The organism is Thalassotalea litorea, assembly GCF_043642205.1.
Taxonomy (GTDB): Bacteria; Pseudomonadota; Gammaproteobacteria; order Enterobacterales; family Alteromonadaceae; genus Thalassotalea_A; species Thalassotalea_A litorea.
On the sequence record NZ_JBHZSG010000024.1, the window covers coordinates 25,415 to 49,803 of the forward strand.

Below are 24,389 nucleotides of genomic sequence, written 5' to 3' on the forward strand. Positions count from 1 at the left end.
CGGCACGTTTAGCGGGCAGATAGACCATATAACCTCAACTTTAATGCCACGGTATTATGAGAAACATTGAGCCGTTTCGCTAACTTTCGGGTACTTGGATACAAGGGCAATAAGCGCTCAAACAGTGACTTTTCAAAATCCTGATGGGCTTCATTTAAACTTTGATAGGACACCTCACCAGGAGTTACCCCTGAATTTTCGACAAGTATAGAGACATTAGAAGCCGGAGTATGCACATTGTTTGTTACCTCATGAGTGCTACTACTACCGCCACCTGGTTCCAGTTCAATATGACTTACCTGCCCTTCTTCGGCCAACGCCACCGCGCGGAATAAGGTATTTTGCAGTTGCCGAACATTACCAGGCCAGGCGTAGTGATATAACTGTTCTAATACATCTGCGGCAATTTTGGGAACCGGTTGACGAAACTGCGTAGCAGCATTGCTGGCAAAGTGATTAATTAATAAAGGAATATCTCCATTTCGTTGGCGCAGAGCAGGCAACTGTAAATTCAAGACATTGAGACGATAAAACAAGTCTTCACGAAAACGTTTATGTTCGACCAAATGAGACAAGCTTTCATGGGTGGCACTGATGATCCGCACATCGACCTGTTTTTCTTTAACACCACCAACCCGGCGAAAACGAAAATCCTCCAGAAATCGTAATAACTTGGCTTGCAGATAAACCGACATTTCGGCTATTTCATCCAGGAATACGGTCCCGCCATCAGCCAATTCAAATAATCCTGGCTTACCGCCACTGCGAGCGCCAGTAAATGCGCCTGCAGCATAGCCGAACAGTTCGCTTTCAAGCAGGTGTTGGGCTAACGATGCACAATTTATCGCTAAAAAGGGCTTGCGGGCGCGTCCACTATTGTCATGGATTGCCCGGGCTAACAGCTCTTTACCGGTACCGGTTTCTCCTTGAATCAATACCGCTAGATCCAGGTTTGAAAATTTCCGGGCCTGTTCCAGTGTCTGCAAGAGTTTTACCGATTTTCCAATAATGTTATCGAATCCACCTCTGTCACTCGTTTGTGTTGCAGCAAGGTGACGCCCAACATCGGTCAGAGATCGCAATACCAACACTGCGCCTTGCACCTTTTGCTCAATTTTTACCGGGGTAATATCACAAAAATACTGTCGGCCGGAAAATGTAATTTCCTGAGTTACCGACTGCTCGGTAAGAAATACGCGAAGTTTTTGTTCAATACACTTGGACAAAGTTAAGCCAATCAATGGCTCATCATGTTGATTTCCAGCGTATTGGCTCCAGGCAATCTGTGCTGATTGGTTCGCCACTAATACCCGTCCATTGCGGTCGATATCCAGGATGGGCTCCGGAATTTTCGCCAGCATAGCCTCAAGTTGTTTGGCACTTCGCTCTCCGGGTAACAACTCAATGGCTTTGACTTGCTTAACGCCGGGAATGGTTTGTAGTTGTGCCAATAATTGCGGGCTTTCTGAATCCAGATGCAAATAATTGTAAAACTGGGTTACTTCCATCGCGGTCAGATTAACCCCTAATTCAGCCACTTTAGCCAATATTTCCTGGGTTATACCTACCCTGTCTTCAGATTCTATCGCCAGACGCATCTTCACTTCCCGAATATTTAAGTCTCATACCAATTCCATTAAGCTTTTGCACCGCTCGGAATTAGGGCCGTAAATGGACCTCTGATAAAGATCCACTCTATGGAATTGGTATCATTTGATTGAAAATTCATTAAACCTGTGACCATCAAGAGAAACAAGGCACCGGTAAAAACCGACAACAACATAAATCGTAACGTATTTATTACGACTGTAATAAATGTAATACATAAATTCATATCTGACAACAACACATCAAGTGTCGTAATAATTTTATTACAAAAAAATCAATACAAACCAGACGAAAACGTTAACCATCTGTTTTTAATAAACTATTCCTATGTGGCTCATGACTTGCAGCGTTGTTTAATTAAGGACAAAACACCCCTATGAGACGGCGTCATGCCAATCAATTTATAAAACCAAAATGACACCAAAATAACACCAAAGTAACAAACAAGGGTTCAGGATTATGACAAAGACATATAAGCACATAGAAACGGCTACCATTCATGCAGGAAAGATTAAAGATGAACAGTTTGGCTCGCTTACAACGCCCATCTACCAGACTTCGACATTCGTATTTGATAATGCTGAACAAGGTGGTGATCGTTTTGCAGGTGAAGCTTCAGGGTATATTTATTCTCGTTTAGGTAACCCCACCGTGAGGCAACTAGAGTTGAAAGTGGCGCAGCTTGAGGGCATGGAAGATGCGGCAGCGACAGCAACTGGCATGGGGGCTGTATCCGCAGCGTTACTAACCAATCTATCCGCCGGTGATCATTTAATCGCCTCTAAAGCGTTATATGGTTGCAGCTACTCGCTGATCCGTCACCAGCTAACGCGCTTCGGTATCGAAGTAAGTTTCGTGGACATGACCGTTAATGGTGCCATCGAAAATGCGATAAAAGCCAATACTAAAGTTATTTTTGCCGAAACCCCCATAAATCCTAATCTGGATGTCATTGATTTAGACATGTTGGGTAACGTCGCGAATAAACATAACCTGATATCCATTGTCGATAACACTTTTCTAAGCCCGATATTACAACAACCGGGTAAATTCGGGATTGATATCGTTATTCATAGCGCCACCAAGTATTTAAATGGCCATGGCGATGTCGTCGCTGGTATCGTTTGTTCCAGTCAGGAGATGATTGAGCAGATAAAGCTGACCGTCCTTAAAGATATCGGTGCGACCATGAGTCCGCACGATGCCTGGTTGATTTTGCGTGGTTTGAAAACTCTGGCGATTCGGGTGAAACAGCATTGCAAGTCTGCTCAGATAGTTGCCGAATATCTGCAATCTCACCCTAAAGTAAAACAAGTTTACTATCCGGGCCTTGAAGATCACCCCGGTTATCCTTATATGGGAACACAAATGCTCGGTGCTGGTGGCGTTATTGGCTTTGAAATAAACGGTGGAATTGATGACGGCAAAACCATGATTAATGCAACCCGCTTATTTTCCATCGCTGTGAGCCTTGGGGATGCCGAGTCCTTGATTCAACATCCCGCTTCCATGACCCACTCACCTTATTCCCCAGAAGAGCGACAAGAAGCAGGTATCAGCGATGGCCTAATTCGAATAGCCGTAGGCCTTGAACATGTTGACGATATTATTGCCGATCTAGATCAGGCCTTGTCCCGTGTGCCACAGCTTGCGAAACAAATCGGCGTAACAAACCAGAAAATCGCTGACTGCGCTTAGACGCCCAAAGCTAACATCAGGAACATCAGCAACACCAGAGATAGACACATGGTATCAATGCGCTAGGAGCAATGCTGTCTGTTCCTGATTTAGCGGTCATGTTAGCCGCTATACAACTGGTATTTGGGGGGGTCTTAGTCTGAATTCGGTTTTAAGGCGGAGTATAAGAACATATTATTAACAACGCTTTAACAAGACACTCAGCACTTTATCAAGACACTCAGCACAATCAATCTTCGCCTTGACGGCAAAAGCTAACTAAATAGCAGAAATTTGCTCAGGAGGCATAGCCTTCTCTCCTCCCTGTAAAAAACCCACCACGTGAGTTATCGGTTAACTTCCCGAACGTTGATTCCAGACTTATTATTACTGTCTTAATAAGCTTCAAATTATGGTTGTCTTGATATGTCTGGCCTTGATAATCATGGGTGTCTTGCTAGACATTATCTTGCCAGGCAAAGGATGTAAGGGGGAAAGGTTTTCGGCACGAGCTACAGGCTAAGATCCCACTGTTTAGGTAAATAAAACTCTTGCATGGCTTTGTTTTGTGGGTCGGGAAATGCCAGATAAACGGAACAAAGCTGTAAATCTTCGGCTTCCAGCCAACCATCTTCGGGCGATGAATACAGGCGGTCTCCGGCGATGGGCAGACCTAACTGCAGCAAATGTCGGCGTATTTGATGCTTGCGTCCAGTACGAATAACGACTTCAACTTTGCTGCGATTAAGGGCCGGATTAAACCCTAAACAGCGAATCACGCTAATGGCATTTTTTCCATCCAGTTCATTTTCGATACAATGCTCCGTTAGCGCCGATGCATCACCACAGACAATGGCATGATAACACTTGCCGGTTTGTCGATTTTCAAACGCCGATGTTAGTGCGCGAACGGCATGTTTTGTATGAGCGACAACCATTAATCCAGACGTCGCGCGGTCCAGCCGATGCACCAAAAAACACGGCCGTTGCGGCATTAATTGCTGCTCAACGTACCGCGTTAACGTGGTGTGGTCACTCCATTTCGAGCCTTGCGATAGCATGCCATAAGGTTTATACCAGACACTGTAATCGCCGCAGTCCTTAATTAACGACGCAGCGGCGGCTTGCTGCGAGAGTATGTCTTCATTGAAGTACATATGCAGTTCCTGGCCACTTTTCAGGTTTCGACTCGCACGCCGCAAGCGACTGGTTTTTTTACCCGATGTTAGCCAGACGCAGCCTTTTTGCATTGCTTGTTTAACCTTGGTCGCTGACAACGAAGACAAGCTGGTCAAAATTTCAATAGCATCGCCGGAATCATCGGTCACTACATGGTGTATTTCAAAAGCGTGAGTGGGCATGCAAATCTGCGTCTTTGGCTGCTTGAGAGAATCTGTTATTCAGTTTAATGAATAGGAGGATAGAGAGTCCAATGATTGTGACGTTTTTTACCTAAAAGTGCGCTGTTTTCTTCCATACACTGGATTTTTGTTACAACGTTTCCCTGGAGCCCGCCGCTAAGTCTTAGGCCCTAAGATCCTGGCACTAGGCTCCTAACACTATGCTCCTAGCACTAAGCTCTCCGATGACGAGTGAGCAGTGAACGCAATTTCTTTCGTCGCAACCACAACAAGATGATGACCGCCAACACATAGATCCCAGGTTCAAGTATGTCGGACTTCACTGACCAGTAAAAGTGAATCACAATCAATATTGCCGCCACATACACCAAATTATGCAGCCGTTGCCAACTGCGCCCCATTGATCTTTGCAACCGCTTAAAGGAGGTAATAGCCAACGCTAACAACAGGGTAAATGCCGCCATGCCAAGAGTAATGTAAGGACGTTCAATGATTTCATCAAAAAACAAGGCAACGTCGAGTTGCAGTTCAAACAAGAGAAAATTGAGCAAATGTAAACTGGCAAAGAAAAACGCATATAAGCCTAACAATCGTCGGAAACGTAATAACCAGCTAAGTTGGAATGCCCGGGCAATGGGACTCAGGGTAAGTGTCAGCAACAACAAATTAAGTGCCGACATGCCGGTAAAATGAATCATACGTTTTACCGGATCACTGCCAAGCTGATCATTGATGGCGAGAAAATAGAAATAGCCTGCCCAGCCAAGGGCGACCATGTGAATCACACTTTTAAAGACAGTAATCGTTGTCTGGGAAGGTCGGTATGCGCGCATTTAATACTGTTTTGTTAAATCCATGCCACGATACAGGTTGGCGACCTGCTCAGCATAGCCGTTAAACATCTGGGTTTTAATGCGATTACGGGTGAACAAACCGCCACTAGTAATCCGACGTTCACTGGCCTGACTCCACCTTGGGTGGTCAACCTCAGGGTTCACATTGGCAAAAAAACCATATTCATTTGGGGCAAGCATATTCCAGGTGGTTGGTGGCCGTTTTTCCGTTAGGGTAATTTCGACAATAGATTTAATGCTTTTAAAGCCGTATTTCCAGGGTACCACCAGACGAATCGGAGCGCCATTTTGTGGCGGTAGCGTTTTTCCGTATAGCCCAACAGACAACAAAGACAGGGGATTCATCGCTTCGTCGATGCGAAGCCCTTCAACATAAGGATATTCGATACCACCGCCAAGAAAACGGCTACTCTGACCGGGCATCTGGTCTGGATCATATAAGGTCTTAAAGGCAACATATTTAGCTTTACTGGTAGGTTGCGCTCGTTTGATAAGTTTGCCTAACTCAAAACCAAGCCAGGGCACCACCATCGACCAGGCTTCGACACATCGCAACCGATATATGCGTTCTTCTAAATCAAACAAGGTAAACAACTGTTGATAATCCAGTGTAAAAGGCTTCTCCACTTCTCCGGATACTGTCAGTGACCAGGGATCGACTTTAAAATCCTGAGCATTTTCAGCCGGTTCATGCTTTTGTGCACCAAATTCATAAAAATTATTATGACTGATAACCTTAGACTCTGGGGTCAGGGTGTCACTAACAGAATCCGCATTGGATTTAACCACGTTTATTGCTGTGGTCTTAAACGATGCCGCTTTGGCGCGACTAATCCCACCAATACCATTCGCCCAAAGTAACCCGCTAGCACCAATAAACCCCATTCCTTTAAGCAATTTCCTACGCCGCCGATAAACAGACTCATCGGTTACATCCGCTTCCGTTAACATGCGGGAGCGGCCATTTTCAGATATTTGGGTTTTATCATTATCTTTTATCAACATATATTTATCCGTAACATTGCGTTATAGCAATCACATTAAGTTTGTGCACAATTCAGAGTTAGGGCCGAGGTTCAGTTACAACATAGATTTTATTGATATAGTCATTCTATATTAATGAAATATAGGGCCGTAAATGGACCTTAAGATAAACTCCCTGCGGGTGAGTTTTAAAGGCATTTATGCTGCGTTACTGATTTTGACCGATTTTGAGATAATGGAATAACCATTCTCTGCAATCAAAGCCTTGCCTAAAAGCCTTTAAATTCTCACTGAGTGAGCAATAATTTAATGTAATTGGTATTAAATACCATGCGCTACACACTAAGACAGATAATTGATCAATAAACTTTCTTTAACGTTATCGCTAATCGAGAAGAATGTCCTGACACGCAAATAATAAAGGGCAGTAAAAACTGCCCTTTAAATCATTAATTACAACCGAATGATATCTATCATTATGCGGCTTTTGCCACCTGCTGCAAATACTGAACGATAGCTTTGGATTCATACATCCATTGCGAGGAACCGTCTTCACTATCAATGCGCAAACAAGGTACGGTGCGTTTGCCGCCGTTCTCAACCAATTCGTTTAGAATATTTTGTTGTTTGATATCGCGAATTTCAATGTTGAGGTTCTCGCGGCGAATGGTACGTCGAACCTTAACGCAAAACGGGCAGGCGTTTAATTGATATAAACTAAAATCACGGGTTTTTGCATCTAATTGTTGTTGCAATGCCAGTTCACGCTTTGCTTTTTTAGGGGCAAAAATAACGTTAAATAGTAAAATCAATCTGCCTAAAATAAAGCGGATAATAGTCATAGCGACTCCTGTATAATCTTAGAATTGTCCCGGCTTATAACCGGGTATTGGTATGTATTGTTTGCCTGGGTATGCGGTTTACCACATCAAATCATCAGGGATCTGATATTGGGCATACGGATCATCTTCGTCTACCGTCTGTTCTTCCTGCTTGGTTTCATAATTCACTAATACACAGGCCGGATCCAACGTAGCAATTTTGTCTGCGGTTTGCGAAGTCACTACCGACAGCGTGTCATCAAGTGAACACAATGCCAAAATGCCCTTAGTCAAAGCTGCATGGGTTTTTTCATCGATAAACAAGCTTTTTACTTTAGTATCCTGAGTAAAGTTAAATTTAACCTCACCATCAATGCCTTTTAAGCTATGGTGCTCAAGGATTTGTGCGATACGATGCTTATGCTCTTTTTCTGCCAAAGCTTGTTGACGTTGTGCATTTAACTGCTGATCTTTTTCGGCTTTTTCCTGACGAGCAAGCTCTAAATCTTGTTTTACTTTTTCCTGCATGCTGACATCAACTTCTGCGCCGCTGCGCTTTTGTTTATTGCGCTTGCGCTTATCACTGTTTGCCTGACGGGCTTTTTGTTTGGTCGTTAAACCAGCCTTTAACAATTGGTCTTGTAATGACGCCATATCGATTATCAATTCCTGTGTTCAAATCTCGCGCTATTCTACCAGATTCCTGTCGAAATCAAATAACCTCATTTAGCGGTTGACAGTTTTTAAACACTCCCCTACTGTAGGCATTAAAGTATTAACTCGAATTTTACAAGTAACTAAAATACTGAGCGTTAAATGACAAATTTTATGGTTGTATTTCACTTTATTACCTTTATTCGGTGTTAGCCGGAGGGTTTCTCGTGAAATAACAACGATGAAAACCTCCTAAGTGGAGGTTTTTTTATGCACGTAAATATTGGTGACAGGCAATGGAAGAAAAATTGGATCTTATAAAAATTCGCGAGCAAATCTCAACCCTGGATAAGCAGTTGTTGGGTCTTGCCGCCAGGCGACGTGAGCTGACCATGAATGTGGCCAAAAGTAAGGCTCATATTGTCCGCCCGGTGCGCGATCAGCAACGAGAACAGGAATTGTTGGTAAAACTTATTCAACAAGGAAAGGAATTAGGTCTTGATGCTCACTATGTAACTCGCTTATTCCAGTTGATTATCGAAGACTCGGTATTGAATCAGCAGGCGTTTTTGCAACAACTGAAAAACCCGAATACTAAGGCGCCCACAGTGAGCGTGGCGTTTTTAGGGGATAAAGGCTCCTACAGCCACCTTGCCAGCTATCGTTATTTCTCCCGTCGTGCCGAAGAGATTATCGAATTTGGCTGCGCCAGCTTTAAAGAAATCCTCAATCAGGTGGAATCGGGAAATGTCGACTACGGTATGCTGCCAATTGAAAACACCAGCTCTGGCAGTATTAACGAAGTGTATGATCTATTGCAGCACACCAATTTATCTATCGTTGGCGAGCTGTCGCAACCTATCAAGCATTGTTTGTTATCAGCGGTAAACACCAGTCTTGATGCCATTGATACCATCTACGCCCATGCGCAACCCGTGCAACAATGCAGTAATTTTCTCAATAAGCAAAGTGATATCCGTATTGAGTACTGCGAAAGCAGTGCTGATGCCATGCAAATGGTTGAAAAGCTTAAACAGCCAAATGTAGCCGTTATCGGTTCCGAAGAAGGTGGGCAGCTTTATGGTTTACAGGCATTGCAACAGGGCATTGCCAATCAGGACGAAAATCACTCTCGCTTCATTCTGGTCGCCCGTAAACCCGTTGATGTCGCTGAGCAAATACCCGCTAAAACCACCTTGATATTAGCGACCGGACAGTCTCCCGGCGCATTGGTTGATTGTCTGGTTGTACTCAAACAATACGATATCAATATGACAAAACTAGAATCCCGCCCAATCCAGGGTCGTCCATGGGAAGAAATGTTTTACATTGATTTAGAAGCCAATTTAAAATCGGTGGCCATGCAGGAATGTTTAACCAAGCTGACGGAGCTGACTCGCTTTATTAAGGTGTTAGGCTGTTATCCTAGCGAACAGGTAAACCCAACCAGTGTGCCGTTTTCGGCATTACATGACCAGTAAGAGTAATTGTTATACCAATCACATTAAATTATTGCTCACTCAGTGAGAATTTAATGGCTTCTAGACAAGGCTTTGATTGCAGAGAATGGTTATTCCATTATCTCAAAATCGGCCAAAATCAATAACGCAGAATAAAAAGGTGAGCCTTGGGCTCACCTTTTTTAATTAGTTGCGTGTATCAATCGATTGCTGAATTATTCTGCAACGCCTGCAAAATCACCGGCTTTGAATACATTGGGTTTTAGTGAACCAATATGCTTTTTAAACGCGGCATTTACATCTTCGGTGGTAAGCTTTTTATAATCTTCCACCCGCGCTTCGTAATAACTTAAATCGCGCTTTTCCTCACTGGCATCAATCAAGATACCGGCGACATACGCATCACTTGCCCACTGGCGCTTGCGCGAGCTGATATAACCGTCAATCGCACGTTGTACTTCTTCATCACTAAATCCTTGTGTGTTGACCTTTTCCACCTCTTCCTGATACGCCTGAATCACATTATCCATGTTCTCTGGCGCAGAGATTGCCGTGGCATAGAAAACCCCCATCTCATCCTGTGTGGACGCCTGAATACCAGAGCCGACAGAGTAACTGTACCCTTCTTTGACACGAATACGCGCCCCAATGCGCGAAGTAAAGGGGTCACCACCGAAAATCGAGTTGGCAATATACAAAGCAGGATAATCATCATCGGTAGACTTGATCATTACTGGATTAATCATATACACAGATGCATTGGCTTTATCTGGTGTCTCTGAACTCACCATCAGTCCTTGCTCATTTTTCAGATTAATCGGAATGTACTGGTAGTCAATATCGCTTGTATAAGGGTTTAAAACCGCCTGCAAATGCTCGGTTACGGCCTTACTATCGACATTACCAACCACGGCTATATGGCCATGATTAATGGCGAAGAATGTCTTATATAGTTGTTCCAGTTGTACGCTGTCGATGGCTTTAATCGCAGCAATTTGCGCATCGATATCCATATAAGCTTTAGGATGACCCTCTGGATAATCAAACAATGCCTGACGATAACTGTTCAGAGCAACCGTGCCCGGTTCATTTCGCTGTTGATTAAGTCCTGCTACCATGCCTTTTTTCGTAATATTTAATTCCTTGGCTGGGAATGTTGGAGCTGCCAGTAACTCCCCCATAAAATCAATGACTGCAGGCATATTTGTGACATCGGTATTAATATCAATACTAAATTCGCCGATAGCGTTCGATCCAAATGCCAAACTCGATTTTAATTGATCGAGGCGATCGGCAATTTGCGATTTCGAGTATTTTTTGTTGCCGGCTTTTATTTGACTGCCAATCAATCCCATTGCCTTGGCATGACCGTTCAAATCTTCGGCATTTGCCGTAGGAAAGTACATCTTTATTAACACTTCTTCGCCGCGAAGCTTCTTCGGATAAATACTGACTTTGGTACCCTCGGGCCAGGTTTCTGAATAAAGACGGGCTTTAATATTTGCAACCGAATTGTCATAGACTTCGCCGGCACTTACCGCATCTTTACCGACATAATCGCCAAGGATTTCACTCGCGATTGGTACCTTGGCAATATTCGCACGTTGTGGGTTTTCGGTCGGTAAAAAGCGGCCAAGCGTACGGTTTGAACTGATCAGATATTTTTCTGCAACCGCTTGTACCTGCTCAACCGTTACCTGCTCAACCAAATCTCGGAAGTAAAACATATAACGATAATCACCTTTGGCGATATATTCTGCCAATGCCATGCCAACGCCAGTAGCATTGCGCATTTCCTGTTCAACCTGTTTAGCCAGTAGCGCCTTAGCAAACTCAACTTCCTCGTTAGTGATTGGCTTGTTCTCAATATTTTCAGCCAGTCGTATCAACGCATTTTCCAACGGCTTAAGCGTCTCAATGTTTTGGCCTTTTTCGCCCTGAACTAGAAATAGAATCTGAGTGCCTTCTTTGAGAAAAAACGACACTTGTGTGCCACCAGAAGTTAATCCATTGTCCACCAGATCTTTTTTAATTCGCCCACGGCTGCCATCCGCAAGAATGACTTGCAATACCTGCAAAGGTGCAGCATCAGGATCGAGCCCAGAAGGGCCGTGATAATAAAGACCAAGGAATGGCACGTCGCCGGTTCGGCGCAAGTTTACAACCCGCTCACCATCTTGAGTCGGTTCTCTGGTATACAGGGTCTCTACGGGTTTTTCAGGTTGTTCAATAGCACCAAAGGTTTGTTCTATTCTTTCTTTTGTTTTATCGGTATCAAAACGACCAGAAACAATTAAGGTGGCATTATCCACACGATAATGGGTTTTATAAAAATCCCGAAGTTTTGGGAATGGAAAGTTTTCGACATCTGAGCGGGCACCAATGGTTGAATTGGCGTAGTTGTGCCAGAGATTGGCGACAGAGGCCAGGCGTGCCATCAAAATTCGCGATGGCGAATTTTCATTGCGCTCCATCTCATTACGAACAACCGTCATTTCACTTTTTAACTGTTCTTCGGTAAATGTCGCATTTACCATACGATCCGCTTCCATCCCTAACGCCCAGTTTAAGGAATCTTCGCTGGCTTCAAATGATTCAAAGTAACTGGTGCGGTCATACCAGGTATTGGCGTTGGCCGCCATGCCACGCTGTTTAAATTCTTTATCAATATCCTGATAATTGGTAGAGCCTTTAAACAGCATATGCTCGAGCAAATGCGCCATCCCGGTCTCACCATATTTCTCATGTACCGAGCCAACTTTGTAAGTGATGTTCACCATGGTTTTCGGTTGAGAGTCGTCTTTAAAAAGAAGGACTTTCAAACCATTGCTAAGCATGTATTCTTCAATACCTTCAACGTTGCGCACATATTCTAGGGTGTGTTTAGGTAAATCAGCCGTTTGTTCAAGCGCTGGCTCTGGCGCCGAAGTGGATTCGCCGTCAACACTCGAACACCCCATAACCGCGGTTGTAAATGCCAGACAAAAGTAAAAATTCTTCTTTAAGATCATTAAGATCACCAATCCTGTGGAATTTGATTAAGTTAAATCATTATGGATAAAACTGCCGCTAATTTAAAGAAAATACCGGCATACAAAACAATTAATCTGTAAAGAATTATTCCCCGAGCTGGGAAAATTTTCCTTTCGTCTGCAACACAGAACAGACCCATGTTCAACGCCATGTGGCCTTCAACTCGCAATCTGTCCTCATTTATGGCCTGCCTCAGCTATCTTGCTAACCCCTTAAGGCCTGACTGTCTATATAATACCAATCACATTAAATTATTGCTCACTCAGTGAGAATTTAAAGGCTTTTAGGCAAGGCTGTGATTGCAGAGAATGGTCGCTCCGCTCTCAAAAACAGCCAAAATCAGTAACGCAGGATAAATGCCTTTAAAACTCACCCGTAGGGCGTTTATCTTAAGGTCCATTTACAGCCCTATATTTCATATATATAGAATGACTATATCAATAAAATCTATGTTGTAACTGAACCTCTGCCCTAACTCTGAGTTGTGCACAAACTTAATGTGATTGGTATAACAGTCGGTGTCTGGTTGACCATGATTATATTGTCAGTGATAAAAACGGGATACAAAAAAGCCGGCGAATGCCGGCTATTGAATGCTAAGTAAATTCGATTAACTTGCCGAAATTTGTGATTCCTGCTCTTCAATCTGTTTACTGATGTGCTCTGGAGAGCTGGTATTGCGACACAACCAGTAATAAGCGCCCGGCACAATAAATAGGGTAAAGATGGTTGCCATTGCTACACCGGCAAAGATCACCACACCAATAACCATGCGACTCTCTGAACCTGGGCCTGAAGCCAATACCAAGGGTATCGAGCTACAAATGGTGGTAAAAGATGTCATTACGATTGGACGCAAACGCTGCTTTGAAGCATGAATCAATGCCTGCTCAAATGCTTCGCCTTTGTCTCGTAACTGGTTCGCAAACTCAACAATCAAGATACCGTTTTTCGCAGCCAGTCCAATGAGCATGACAATACCAATCTGGCTGTATACATTTAAGCTCATACCGAACAGGTACAAACCGGCCAGTGCACCGACTAACGCTAATGGTACGGTGATCATAATCACCAACGGATGAATGAAACTTTCAAACTGCGCGGCCAGAACCAAATAGGTGATCAGTAACGCCAGAGCAAAGATCAGCAACATTGAATTTCCGGTTTCTTTAAACGTTTGCGACTGCCCCGAGTAATCTACCGCGGCTTCAACGGGTAATTCATTCTTAACGATATCGTTGAGATAATCCAAGGCTTCGCCCAGGGTATAGTCGTCGGCCACATTGCCGGTTAAGGTAATCGAACGCAGGCGGTTATAACGGTTAAGGCGTGATGACGTGGCGTTTTCGGTGATCGTTACCAGATTCGACAACGCAACGAGTTGTCCTGTTGACTCAGAACGCACATACAGATTGTCGATAGAACTCGGGCTTCGGTAATCATTTTCATCACCTTCGAGCATGACATCGTACTCTTCACCGCGCTCTAAATACGTGGTAACACGACGATTGCCCAGCATGGTTTCTAACGTCGCACCGATATCACCGACGGAAACACCTAGATCTGCTGCACGCGGACGATCAATACTTACCATCAATTGTGGATAGGTTTCCTTATAATCACTGTCCAGACCGATAATTTTGGGGTTTTCCTGAGCTTTCGCCAATACGATATCTCGCCAGCGCGCCAGTTCTTCATAATCATTGCCCTGCAGCACAAAACCGATAGACTGACCGCCACCGCCTCTGCCGCCCAGGCCTCCACGCATCATCACAAAGGCGCGCACGTCGGTATATTGTGCAAGATCGCGGTTGAACATATTCATAAAGTCAAAAGACGATACTTTACGTTCTTCCCAATCGGGAAGACCAATTATGGCAATACCACCGGTTCCACCAAAACCTGGCACCCTGACCAATACACGTTCCAGGATCCCATCGTCATAATATTCCATTAACTTCGATTCGATCTTCGTCATGTTGTCAGCATTGCGTTCAAAACTGGCACCTTCTGCGCCCGACATAATCATAAACGCACTGCCGCGATCTTCTTTCGGTGCATATTCTGACGGTAATTTATCAAACAACACCCATAAACTAGCAAAGGCTAAGCCCATTACCACAACAATCATCATCGGTTGTTTGACAACCGATACCAGACTATTGCCGTAACTTGCCTCAAGTTTGGCAAAACCGTTATCAAGTAGTTGCCCAAATGATGAGCTACGCTCGCGGTGTTTTAATAATTTCGAACACATCATCGGCGTTAACGACAATGCCGTAACGGATGAGAAAATTACAGCCGCAGCAATTGCCAGAGCAAACTCGGTAAATAATCGGCCAATATCACCGGATAAGAAAATCAGCGGCACAAATACCGCAACCAATACCAGCGTCGTGGCCACAACCGCAAAAGCAACCTCTCGGCCACCGTTATAGGCTGCCATCAGTGGTGTTTCACCTTCTTCAATTCGGCGATAAATATTTTCTAATACAACGATGGAGTCATCCACCACCAGACCGATTGCCAGGACAAGCGCCAGCAAGGTAAGTAAATTTATGGAAAAGCCCAGTGCCGAAAGAATTATCATCGAGCCAATCAAAGCAACGGGTACGGTAACGGCGGGAATAAACGTCGCACGTATATTGCCAAGGAAGATGAAAATCACCAATACCACCATGAGCATGGCAATCCCTAAGGTATTGTATACTTCATCGATGGACTGCTTGATGAATATCGACGAGTCATAGCTTGGGATAATGTTAGTACCCGCCGGCAAATTCTCTTTGATAACATCCATTTCAGCGCGAGCCGCCTCGACAACATCCAGAGTATTAGCGGTCGATTGTTTTATGATCCCCAATCCCACCATGTTTTCGCCATAGCCGCGAAACAAGGTCTCATCATCTTCGGCGGTGACGCTGACATCAGCAATATCACCCAGGCGCACCAGTGAATTATTATCACCGCGGGCAATCACCATTTGCGCAAAATCCTGCGGTGTATTGTAACTGCGGGCAACCCGAACATTGAAGTTTCGGTCGATAGACTTTACTTCTCCAGCCGGCAATTCAACATTTTCTTTGCGCAGTGTCGATTCGATATCGGCAACCGTTATGCCGCGGGCAGCCATAGCCTGGCGATTCAACACAATTTTCATCGCATAGGTGCGCCCGCCACCAACCATCACTTCGGCAACTCCGCTTACGACGGCAAAGCGATCGACAATATAGCGATTGGCGTAATCCGTCAGTTCCAGGGTATTAAATACTTCCGACTGTAACGTAAACCAGACAATGACATCTTCGTCATCATTGGCCTTTTGAATTTCGGGCGGCTCTGCCTGCTCTGGTAAACGCCCGATTTCAGAGGAAATTTTATCACGAACATCATTCGCAGCGCCGTCGATATCTCGGTTGATATCAAACTCAATGGAAATGCGAGAACGGCCATCGCGAGATTGAGAGGTAATATTTTTCACCCCCTCAATACCGCTGATCCTGTCTTCAAGGACTTGCGTGATTTTCGTTTCAACAATCGCAGCTGAAGCGCCATTGTATTTGGTTGAAACGGTAATAACCGGTTTGTCGGTATCTGGGTATTCGCGCAATGGCAACATCAAGAACGCCACAATACCAAACGTTACCAGCAGCAAATTGATAACGGTGGCAAACACCGGCCGCTTTACGGATAAGTCGGAAAGGATCATTATTTTTCTCCTTTTACCGTAGCCGGTTTATCATCGATAATTTTCACCAGCGCACCATCTCGAAGTTTAAGTGCACCTTCAACAACCACATCTTCTGCCAGATCAAGACCGCTAATGATTTCAACAATGCCTGGTTTACGACGGCCGATGACAACGGATTTACGTTTGGCAACACCATCTTCGGCGACAAACACGAAATGACTGTCTTCAAACGGGATTACCGCGCTTTCTGGCAATTGCATAATTTCTTCGACTTTGCGCTTGATAACAATCCCCATCAACATCCCAGGTCGTAACTTGCCTTCGAAATTAGGTAACTGTGCTCGAATTTGGATAGTACGGGTTAGCGAATCGACGCGAGATGAAATGCCAGAAACCGTACCTTTAAAAGATTCATCAGGGTAAGCAACATTGCGGGCGGTTATCGTTTGGCCAACCGATACCGTTGGTAAGAAACGCTCAGGAATGGCGAAATCGACTTTTATGGTTTCTAAGTCATCTAAAGATGTAATGACATCACCATTGCTAATTAGAGCTCCCACACTGACCTGTCTGAACCCCAATTGTCCTGAAAAAGGAGCTTTGATGGTCAGGTTATCTAAAACCGCTTGTGCGCTCTTTAGCTGAGCCCGAATTGATTGGGTTTTCGATAGCTGCTCATCCCGTTGTGAAATGCTGCCGACGTTTCTCTCTAACAGATTGTTGTAGCGTTTTAATTGTGATTCAGCTTCATCAAGATTTGATTGCAGCTCTTTCACCTTGGCCAACTCTTCTGCATTGGCAAGTTGTACCAGCACATCACCCTTTTCGACTTTATCACCATCGTCAAAATAAATAGACTCGACAATGTCAGAGTATTGCGCGGTGATCATCACCTGCTCATTGGCATTGGCGGTTCCCAACGCTTCAAACTCATCACTGAACTCGGCACGGATCACCGGTGATGTTTTTACCGTGACTTGACGAGCGCCACGTTGTTGATCTGCGCTTTCTTCAGGCCACTGTAAATAAACAATCAACGCCGTTAAAACAACAGCTAAAATGATTAAGGGAAGGCGGGAAGCAGATTGGTTTTCCATAATATTAATTCTTAATATAAAAATTGGCGTTAATATAGCTTAGATTGCGTTTTAACACGATAATCAAGTAAGCTAAATTCTATGATTTACAGTATTTTTACGATTAACAACATACGATCACATTTTCGATAAGGTTCAAAAGGATATTCCATGAAAAAATTAGGATTTATTGCTCTGGCTATTTTACTGATATGCGGCGGCGTATTGTGGTATTTGGCGTCTCAGGACTGGAATGGATTTTTAAAGTCACAACTTGAGCTGCGAGGCACGGCTTTGATGGGTGAGCCTGTCACCGTGCAGCAGGTAGATCTTAAATTGATGGAAGGTTACGGCGCGATTCGGGGCTTTAAAGTAGCCAGCCCCAATAACTTTGATGCCAAGCATGCCATCGATTTTGGTGAAGTTGCCTTGGATATTGACTTAGAAAGCCTAAGGGGTTCGCCAATCATCATTGAGCACATCACCATCAAAGATCCAAAAGCGTTTATTGAATTCACCGGCACCGGCGGTTCCAATATTCAGGAATTAATCAGCAACGTTAAGAAACAGCTTCCTAAAGGTCAGAAGCAACCGCAACCTAAAGCGGATGATAAACCAGAAACCTTAATTTCCATCAAAAAAATTACCCTGACGGGGATGGCTGTGCAAGCGGACACGCGCAAGCTTAATTCCAAAGTCTACGATGTTAACGTGCCACCAGTTGAATTAGGGGGAATAGGCGGTGATAAGGGCCTACCAGCGGATCAGATTGGTGCCGAGCTTGCCAACCGAGTGTTAAAAGTGGTGGAAAAACAGGCCGAAGATATGACCAAGCAAACCATTATGGATAAAGCCGAGCAAGAAGGTAAAAAGCTATTGGATAAATTCTTTAAGAAAGATTAATGGGTTGGCTCTTAACCATGCTTCACTATTAACGACGTTACGGTATTAAAGGTGAACCCTTAGGTTCACCTTTTTTTGTGCTCTTAGACTAATATTTATCTCTAACAAACACGATACGTGGTGTTGCGGCTTTAGTTTCAAGAACCACGTGCACATGTGGTGGATACGATTCGATTGGCAAAGAGAGTAAGCTTTAAACAACAGATTAAAAATAATCTCATCGCGATTATTTCGATTTTTATCGCGATATCCTCCCTAGCGTATAATACCTGGCGTAATGAGCAGACGGAATATAACCGCAACGTTCGTACATCCTCATTTGAAATTATCATGGCATTGGTAGAGCTGCAGTTGTTAATTGACTATGCCTATTACGAGGATGAAAGTAAGCATGACGCGATCAAAGGCTGGTCTTATGTATTGTATGTTCGCGATCTGACAACGGCCATGTCACAATCGAGCCAGCTTGCCTGCGAACCGCTGTTTTCCGTCTGGCAGCAACATTTTGACAATGTCGTTGATAATGAACAAAGTACAGTCGCAGTCACCGCGACCATCACAAATTGTCGAGAGCAAGTATTAACAGAGTTGCGAGAATTAGAATAACCACAAGGACGTGGTTAAATTGGTGTAATAACGACCACAGGGGAACAATCATGACTAACATACTAAGGATGCAGCCCGGATAGCAATGTGGTCGTTTTTAGTTCGTTTTGTGCGCCTAGCGCGCAGCTAACTTAGCAATATCCTCACCTAAAGACACCTGTGGGCGCTCTATCACACGACCAATTTCCTGACCATTTTTTAATACCACAAACGTTGGTGTAAATTGGACCTGGTATTTTTCCGCCTGCCCGTCTGGGTCGGATTTTTGATAATCGAGTGAAACTAACTGGTAATCCATTTCTGGCAGTTGTTCAGCCAACTTCAAAAAGCGTGGCACTTCGCGCTGTGAATCATGACACCAGGTACCCATAAATACTTTGATTTTGATGTCCTTTGCAAACGGTGCCAAAGCCGACACTTCCTGTTCTGACACCTGATAGTTTTCATAAACCAAGGTAAATTTTGGATAATCAGACAGTAAAACTTCAGATTCGATTGGCCCATAGGTTTGTTCTAGATTATCGCTGGTCGTCGCCTGACAAGCCGCCAATACGAACAGGCCTAGTACCAGTAGACCGCGTTTAAGATATACGTAAATATGAGCAGACAAATTAACTCTCCTTGGTCTTGTTTAATAATTGCTGACTTTCAATCAAAAAGCTTTGCGCATAGTCACCAAACCAGTCAGAAACTTGGGTAAAGGTATCTAAAAACAATGCCTTATCCTGACATTCCACAGCGCTAAGCAAGGTTAAAAAGCGTTCTGCGTATCGTTTCATAACCGCAACGTTATTGCCATTAGAAAAAATAATATCTGCATACAGTTGCTTATCCTGGGCAAACAATCGCCCAACCATTGCCAGTTCCAGGCGATAAATCGGTGAACTCATATCCAAAAGGCGTTGTAAATCGGCACCTTCCTGCATCAAGTGATAACCATAGCTGATGGTAGAAAAATGACGCATTACCTGGACCATGGCCATGGTCTCATCATGTTCGGCGGCGGAATAGTATTTCAATTCAGCGCCCCAAACCTGAAGTTGTTGCATAAGCCATTCACAAGCGAATAAATCCCGCCCTTCACAAACAATCACGGTTTGTTTGATCATGCCCGTCACACCGGGCCCAAACATAGGGTGCAACCCGACCACTGGCCCCTTATGTACACTAAGCATTTTTTCCATGGGTGTTGATTTAATCGAGGTAATATCGGCTAAAATGCACTGTTTGTCCAAACCGTTCAGTTTGCTGATCACCTGCTCTGTGACGTTAATTGGCACCGCAACAATAACCAGATTGGCACCGCTTAATAAGTTATCGGCGTTGTTCCAGTCCTGCTCTTCCAAGGACAACACCTGATAACCAGAGCGACTAAATAAATCGACAAAAATACTACCGAGCTGACCGTTACCACCGATAACCACGACTTTTTCAATCTTAGCATTAACCTTTTGATAGCCTTTTTCATCCTGAGATGAGTAGGAATCGCGCATAATGCGTTTGAAGAGATCCTGAATCAGTTCCGGTGACACTTCATAGCTGTGACACTTTTCTTTTAAACTGGCAAGCAAAGCCTGTTCACGCGCCGGATCAAAGATAGCAACCCCAGCTTCACTTTTCAGTGCTCCAACCTGGCTGGTGACTTTACGTCGTTTTGCCAGCAATGAAAGCAGTTGATGATCAATGTCGTCAATCTGCGCTCGTAACGCCGATATATCGGCGTCAAATGTGTCATTTACCTTTGGCATTTAATTAGCTTATTCGCTTACTGAGGGTATTGCCCAATTTTTCATTCATCGAGAATAATAGAGTTTCGGTCGTTTGCCAATCAATACAGGCATCGGTTACCGATACGCCGTAGGCAAGTTCAGATTTTGGGGTATTCGCACTTTGATTACCGCCATGCAAATGACTTTCCAGCATTACACCAATGATCGATTTATTGCCTTCACAGATTTGATTAACGACATTATCCGCAACCAATGGTTGTCGGTTATGGTCTTTACTTGAGTTCGCGTGTGAGCAATCAATCACTAACGCAGGCTCTAGTCCTTTGCTTTGCAATTGCTCTTCACATAACAAGACATTGACCGAATCATAATTCGGTTGCTTACCACCACGTAAAATTACATGACCGTCAGGGTTGCCCGACGTTTTAATTAAGGCAACCTGACCTTGACGGTTAATGCCCATAAAACGGTGTGATGATGCAGCAGATTGCAATGCATTTATCGCAACATCTAAACCACCATTGGTACCATTTTTAAATCCAATCGGCATGGATAAGCCACTGGCCATTTCCCGGTGAGTTTGCGATTCTGTGGTGCGAGCACCGATGGCTGACCAACTGAAAAGCTCAGCTAAATACTGCGGAGAAATAGGGTCCAGTGCTTCTGTCGCCAATGGTAAACCTAACTCGGTAAGATATAACAATAGCTCCCGTGCGGTTTTCAATCCGGTGGTGACATCAAATGTATTGTCCATGTGCGGATCGTTAATCAATCCTTTCCAACCTACCGTGGTACGGGGTTTTTCAAAATACACGCGCATAACGATGTACAAGGTATCTTTGTACTGGTCATGCAGGGCTTTTAAACGACGCCCATACTCTTTGGCCGCTTCCACATCATGCACTGAACATGGGCCGGATATGACCAAAAGCCTGGGATCGCGTTTATGAATGATGTCGGCAATAATATCCCGAGATTGTAATATCGACTGCCGGTGATGGTCAGCCAAAGGAAACTGCGTGCGCAATTCTTCCGGGGTAATAAGGACTTCTTCTGAATTGACATGAACGTCATTTAGTCTGGTGTTTTGCATGGTAACGACTTCCGATGAAATAAATAAAACTAAAAAATAAAAAACGAATAACAGAGGATTGGTAAAGGATTACCAATAAAGATAGGTATGGCGGTAATATCGGAAATGTTGATTAAAGTTTTGCATTGTTACTCGTTGTTTTTGGAAACATACTCGCCTGAGTGAGACCTTTTTAACAAGCATCGTTTCAAGTGGCAAGTATTTTTTGCACTTTTTGGCAATTAAATTGTACAGATACGTAAATCCAAGGATTTTGAACAAGGATTTCATCGGTGACGAAGGTATAAAACACATTTGCTGATGAGTTCGTTAAAGACATAAACGTCGTCATTGCGCCCTTGGCCGTAACCTTTCTTTGTAATGTTTAGATACCGGCCTACGCCGGCATGACGATGGCGGCTTTGCGACAATAACGGGAATTAAAATTTCCTCAAGGTCGCAGGCGGCAGGTTTCAGGCTCAAGGAAAAGCATTTTCAAAAGCGTCATGCCGTGATACTACACGGTATCTAGGGCTAGAGCCGAACGGCTCTGATGTGCCAATAAGAGCAGTACGTATCGCAAGCGATACTCCGGGAACGCGACGAAAAACGTCGCTTCGAGTACGCTGATGTCATCAGCTCCGAGTACGCTGATGTCATCAGCTCCGAGTACACACTGTTTCGAGTGAAAACCCACAAAAACCTGCGTCATGCCGTGACACTACACGGCATCTAGGGCGAGAGCCGAACGGCTCTGATGTGCCAATAACGGGAGTTAAAACTCCCTGAGTACGTATCGTAAACGATACTCCGAGTACGTGGCAGAAAATGCCACTCCGAGCACACAATCAAAGATTGTTCCGAGCACGCGACAAACAGCGTCGCTCCGGGTTAAAAGCAATAAAAACCTGAGTCATTCCCTGATACTACAGGGAATCTTAGCGAGAGCCGAATGGCTCTGATGTGCCAATAACGGGAGTTAAAACTCCCTGAGTACGTATCGTAAACGATACTCCGAGTACGTGGCAGAAAATGCCACTCCGAGCACACAATCAAAGATTGTTCCGAGCACGCGACAAACAGCGTCGCTCCGGGTTAAAAGCAATAAAAACCTGAGTCATTCCCTGATACTACAGGGAATCTTAGCGAGAGCCGAATGGCTCTGATGTGCCAATACGAGCAGTACGTATGGCAAGCGATACTCCGGGAACGCGACGAAAAACGTCGCTTCGAGTACGCTGAAGTCATCAGCTCCGAGTACACGTTGTTTCGAGTTGCCTATATGGATATAGGTATGTCGACGGCGTCTGTCGTTACACGGACGTAATTTATTAGAGCAATGCATGGATGCCGTCATGGATGACGGTATATCGATTGTGTCTGGAACTGACAATCGATTCAATTGCCGAGAACTGGCTGTCGATTCATGCAACCTAACCTCGCGTCATTCCCTGCCACGACAGGGAATCTATCGTCACCGATTGAACGGTGGCTATGTGCCAGAAGCTGCCGTACACTTTAATTAAAAAATAAGAGTAAGATTACGAATGAATATGCGGCAATGCAGTTAATAAGGAGCATTGCTTTTATGCGCGGAGTGTTAACATCTAACCAGCTTTTCGGGTAATAATAGAAAAGCAATACTTTCTTTGTATATCCTTCTTTTACTTTGAAAAACACTCCTTCAAAAATATTTTCTGCAATATGTTTTTCGTATTTTCTAACATCAAAAAAAATTACAAGTTGTAAAACTAAGGATGTTAACCCAATCGCTATTGCTAAATATTGATACATTGCTTATTCAAAGCCTTCTTTGATTGCGGCTGGTTATCGCTCATACTGCCCCTTGGTGTGCATCCAAATTACCGGATAAAACCGACCGACGCAAACATGCCATTGATAGACGACCAGGCTAAACAGCTATTAGTAAAAAACACCTATCGCAACTACAACATAAACTACGTATGGTAGAGACCGTAAAATTCCTTTCTTGAAAGTCTTTTGCCTAAAATAAATGGACAGAAAAAGTGTCATTAAAAATAATGCGCTGAATATTTTTTTTAGCCACTCGTTCGGATTTGTAAGAATTTTAACTTCGAATAAATGAAACTTTTCAATATCACTTGTTCCTGCAACCGTTATGCTGGATATTTGATTTTTAGGAAGGTTATATATACCGTAGTTCAAGTTAGAATGATATTTGCCATCTCCGCCTGTACTAGAAGCTTCAGGGTAAACACTCTTCTCTGATACTTTAGCTGTCGCACCTTCAATATGAACATCAATAGGGATTTTTAGATTAACTGTATCTATATTCCCGCCAGAGTGGACGACAATGCGAATACTGGATGTTAAGTTACTGTCGATAATGCATTTATCAGTGACTTCGCTTAACAAGTCAAGTTTGCATTCTGGCTGTTTGCGTAATTCATAATTGAACAGCGCCAATGATATAGCAACTAATATTATTGAAGCGGCAAAGAGCAGTTTTGATAGCGAGAGTATACCCAACGTGAACTGAAATTTGTCATCCATATCGGACTGGAAGTATTTAGCTAATTTTTTACAAACGGTTTTCCAGCCAACTTTATTTCCATAGCTAAAACCAACAACTACGAATATGACGGGAACAACTATACCAACCCAGTCAGCGAATAATCGTAAAAATGAATTAAAGTAAGATTGTGTCCAACCACTTAGGCTGCCGCCTGATGTTGAATAGATAATGTAGTGGTCAAGTTAAATTGGCCACAGTTTTATAGTTTTGCCAGAATCTTTCTTTTGACTCGTTTGGCGACAAACCACCATTATGCTGATGTGGCCTAACCTGGCTGTAATAGCCGATTATATATTTCGTCA

General features: G+C 43.9%; 20 protein-coding genes and 1 pseudogene. 6 read left to right on the forward strand and 15 right to left on the reverse strand.

Annotated features, from left to right (window positions below):
* Positions 1–8: 8 nt before the first annotated feature.
* Positions 9–1,598, reverse strand: a complete 1,590-nt coding sequence (locus tag ACHUFQ_RS11255) for a sigma 54-interacting transcriptional regulator (protein WP_394175610.1) — start codon at positions 1,596–1,598, stop codon at positions 9–11.
* 469 nt (positions 1,599–2,067) lie between these two features.
* Here ACHUFQ_RS11255 and megL point away from each other — a divergent pair, with 469 nt between their 5' ends.
* A complete protein-coding gene (gene megL / locus ACHUFQ_RS11260) occupies positions 2,068–3,306 on the forward strand; it encodes a methionine gamma-lyase (RefSeq protein ID WP_394175612.1) in 1,239 nt (412 codons plus the stop codon).
* A 491-nt stretch (positions 3,307–3,797) separates the two neighbouring features.
* On the opposite strand, the gene ACHUFQ_RS11265 is transcribed toward megL, so the two are convergent.
* From ACHUFQ_RS11265 to ACHUFQ_RS11285, 5 genes are all read right to left on the reverse strand, one after another.
* Positions 3,798–4,646 (reverse strand): RluA family pseudouridine synthase, encoded by an 849-nt coding sequence (locus ACHUFQ_RS11265; protein WP_394175614.1) that lies wholly within the window; start codon positions 4,644–4,646, stop codon positions 3,798–3,800.
* A gap of 212 nt (positions 4,647–4,858) precedes the next feature.
* A complete protein-coding gene (gene msrQ / locus ACHUFQ_RS11270; RefSeq protein WP_394175616.1) occupies positions 4,859–5,479 on the reverse strand; it encodes a protein-methionine-sulfoxide reductase heme-binding subunit MsrQ in 621 nt (206 codons plus the stop codon).
* Complete coding sequence (gene msrP, locus ACHUFQ_RS11275) at positions 5,480–6,505, reverse strand: protein-methionine-sulfoxide reductase catalytic subunit MsrP (RefSeq protein WP_394175618.1); 1,026 nt, start codon at positions 6,503–6,505, stop codon at positions 5,480–5,482.
* A 455-nt stretch (positions 6,506–6,960) separates the two neighbouring features.
* A complete protein-coding gene (locus ACHUFQ_RS11280) occupies positions 6,961–7,326 on the reverse strand; it encodes a glutaredoxin family protein (protein ID WP_394175620.1) in 366 nt (121 codons plus the stop codon).
* 78 nt (positions 7,327–7,404) lie between these two features.
* Positions 7,405–7,959 (reverse strand): DUF2058 domain-containing protein, encoded by a 555-nt coding sequence (locus ACHUFQ_RS11285; RefSeq protein ID WP_394175622.1) that lies wholly within the window; start codon positions 7,957–7,959, stop codon positions 7,405–7,407.
* Between the two features lie 308 nt (positions 7,960–8,267).
* On the opposite strand from ACHUFQ_RS11285, the gene pheA reads away from it, so the two are divergent.
* Complete coding sequence (gene pheA / locus ACHUFQ_RS11290; protein WP_394175623.1) at positions 8,268–9,440, forward strand: prephenate dehydratase; 1,173 nt, start codon at positions 8,268–8,270, stop codon at positions 9,438–9,440.
* 194 nt (positions 9,441–9,634) lie between these two features.
* Here the strand turns inward: pheA and ACHUFQ_RS11295 are convergent, their stop codons facing one another.
* The 3 genes from ACHUFQ_RS11295 to ACHUFQ_RS11305 all read right to left on the reverse strand — a co-directional run bounded on the left by ACHUFQ_RS11295 (position 9,635) and on the right by ACHUFQ_RS11305 (position 17,240).
* Entirely contained in the window at positions 9,635–12,430 is a 2,796-nt protein-coding gene (locus ACHUFQ_RS11295; RefSeq protein WP_394175625.1) for a M16 family metallopeptidase, read from the reverse strand.
* A gap of 632 nt (positions 12,431–13,062) precedes the next feature.
* A complete protein-coding gene (locus tag ACHUFQ_RS11300) occupies positions 13,063–16,161 on the reverse strand; it encodes an efflux RND transporter permease subunit (RefSeq protein ID WP_394175627.1) in 3,099 nt (1,032 codons plus the stop codon).
* Complete coding sequence (locus ACHUFQ_RS11305) at positions 16,161–17,240, reverse strand: efflux RND transporter periplasmic adaptor subunit (protein ID WP_394175629.1); 1,080 nt, start codon at positions 17,238–17,240, stop codon at positions 16,161–16,163. The genes ACHUFQ_RS11300 and ACHUFQ_RS11305 overlap by 1 nt, the downstream gene beginning before the upstream one ends.
* A gap of 150 nt (positions 17,241–17,390) precedes the next feature.
* Between ACHUFQ_RS11305 and ACHUFQ_RS11310 the strand changes: the two genes are divergently transcribed.
* Both ACHUFQ_RS11310 and ACHUFQ_RS11315 read left to right on the forward strand, forming a co-directional pair.
* The gene (locus tag ACHUFQ_RS11310; RefSeq protein WP_394175631.1) at positions 17,391–18,122 is read left to right on the forward strand and encodes an AsmA family protein; all 732 of its coding nucleotides are present in this window, start codon (positions 17,391–17,393) and stop codon (positions 18,120–18,122) included.
* Positions 18,123–18,296: 174 nt separating this feature from the next.
* A complete protein-coding gene (locus ACHUFQ_RS11315) occupies positions 18,297–18,728 on the forward strand; it encodes a hypothetical protein (RefSeq protein ID WP_394175632.1) in 432 nt (143 codons plus the stop codon).
* A gap of 115 nt (positions 18,729–18,843) precedes the next feature.
* Here ACHUFQ_RS11315 and ACHUFQ_RS11320 read toward each other — a convergent pair whose 3' ends face one another.
* The 4 genes from ACHUFQ_RS11320 to ACHUFQ_RS11335 form a co-directional block, all read right to left on the reverse strand.
* Positions 18,844–19,338, reverse strand: coding sequence for a thioredoxin family protein (locus ACHUFQ_RS11320; protein WP_394175634.1), 495 nt, complete (start codon positions 19,336–19,338; stop codon positions 18,844–18,846).
* 1 nt (position 19,339) lies between these two features.
* A complete protein-coding gene (gene tyrA, locus ACHUFQ_RS11325; protein ID WP_394175635.1) occupies positions 19,340–20,476 on the reverse strand; it encodes a bifunctional chorismate mutase/prephenate dehydrogenase in 1,137 nt (378 codons plus the stop codon).
* 4 nt (positions 20,477–20,480) lie between these two features.
* Positions 20,481–21,551 carry a 3-deoxy-7-phosphoheptulonate synthase gene (locus ACHUFQ_RS11330; protein ID WP_394175637.1) on the reverse strand — a complete coding sequence of 357 codons (1,071 nt, stop codon included), beginning with the start codon at positions 21,549–21,551 and terminating at the stop codon, positions 20,481–20,483.
* A 496-nt stretch (positions 21,552–22,047) separates the two neighbouring features.
* A complete protein-coding gene (locus tag ACHUFQ_RS11335) occupies positions 22,048–22,227 on the reverse strand; it encodes a hypothetical protein (RefSeq protein WP_394175639.1) in 180 nt (59 codons plus the stop codon).
* Positions 22,228–22,686: 459 nt separating this feature from the next.
* Between ACHUFQ_RS11335 and ACHUFQ_RS11340 the strand changes: the two genes are divergently transcribed.
* Together ACHUFQ_RS11340 and ACHUFQ_RS11345 are read left to right on the forward strand one after the other, a co-directional pair.
* Entirely contained in the window at positions 22,687–22,857 is a 171-nt protein-coding gene (locus tag ACHUFQ_RS11340) for a hypothetical protein (RefSeq protein WP_394175641.1), read from the forward strand.
* A gap of 28 nt (positions 22,858–22,885) precedes the next feature.
* On the forward strand, positions 22,886–23,056 hold the full coding sequence (locus ACHUFQ_RS11345) for a hypothetical protein (RefSeq protein WP_394175642.1): 171 nt from the start codon (positions 22,886–22,888) through the stop codon (positions 23,054–23,056).
* A gap of 397 nt (positions 23,057–23,453) precedes the next feature.
* Here ACHUFQ_RS11345 and ACHUFQ_RS11350 read toward each other — a convergent pair whose 3' ends face one another.
* Positions 23,454–24,065, reverse strand: a complete 612-nt coding sequence (locus tag ACHUFQ_RS11350; RefSeq protein ID WP_394175644.1) for a hypothetical protein — start codon at positions 24,063–24,065, stop codon at positions 23,454–23,456.
* A 199-nt stretch (positions 24,066–24,264) separates the two neighbouring features.
* Positions 24,265–24,389: pseudogene (locus ACHUFQ_RS11355) on the reverse strand (IS3 family transposase); the annotation flags it as partial.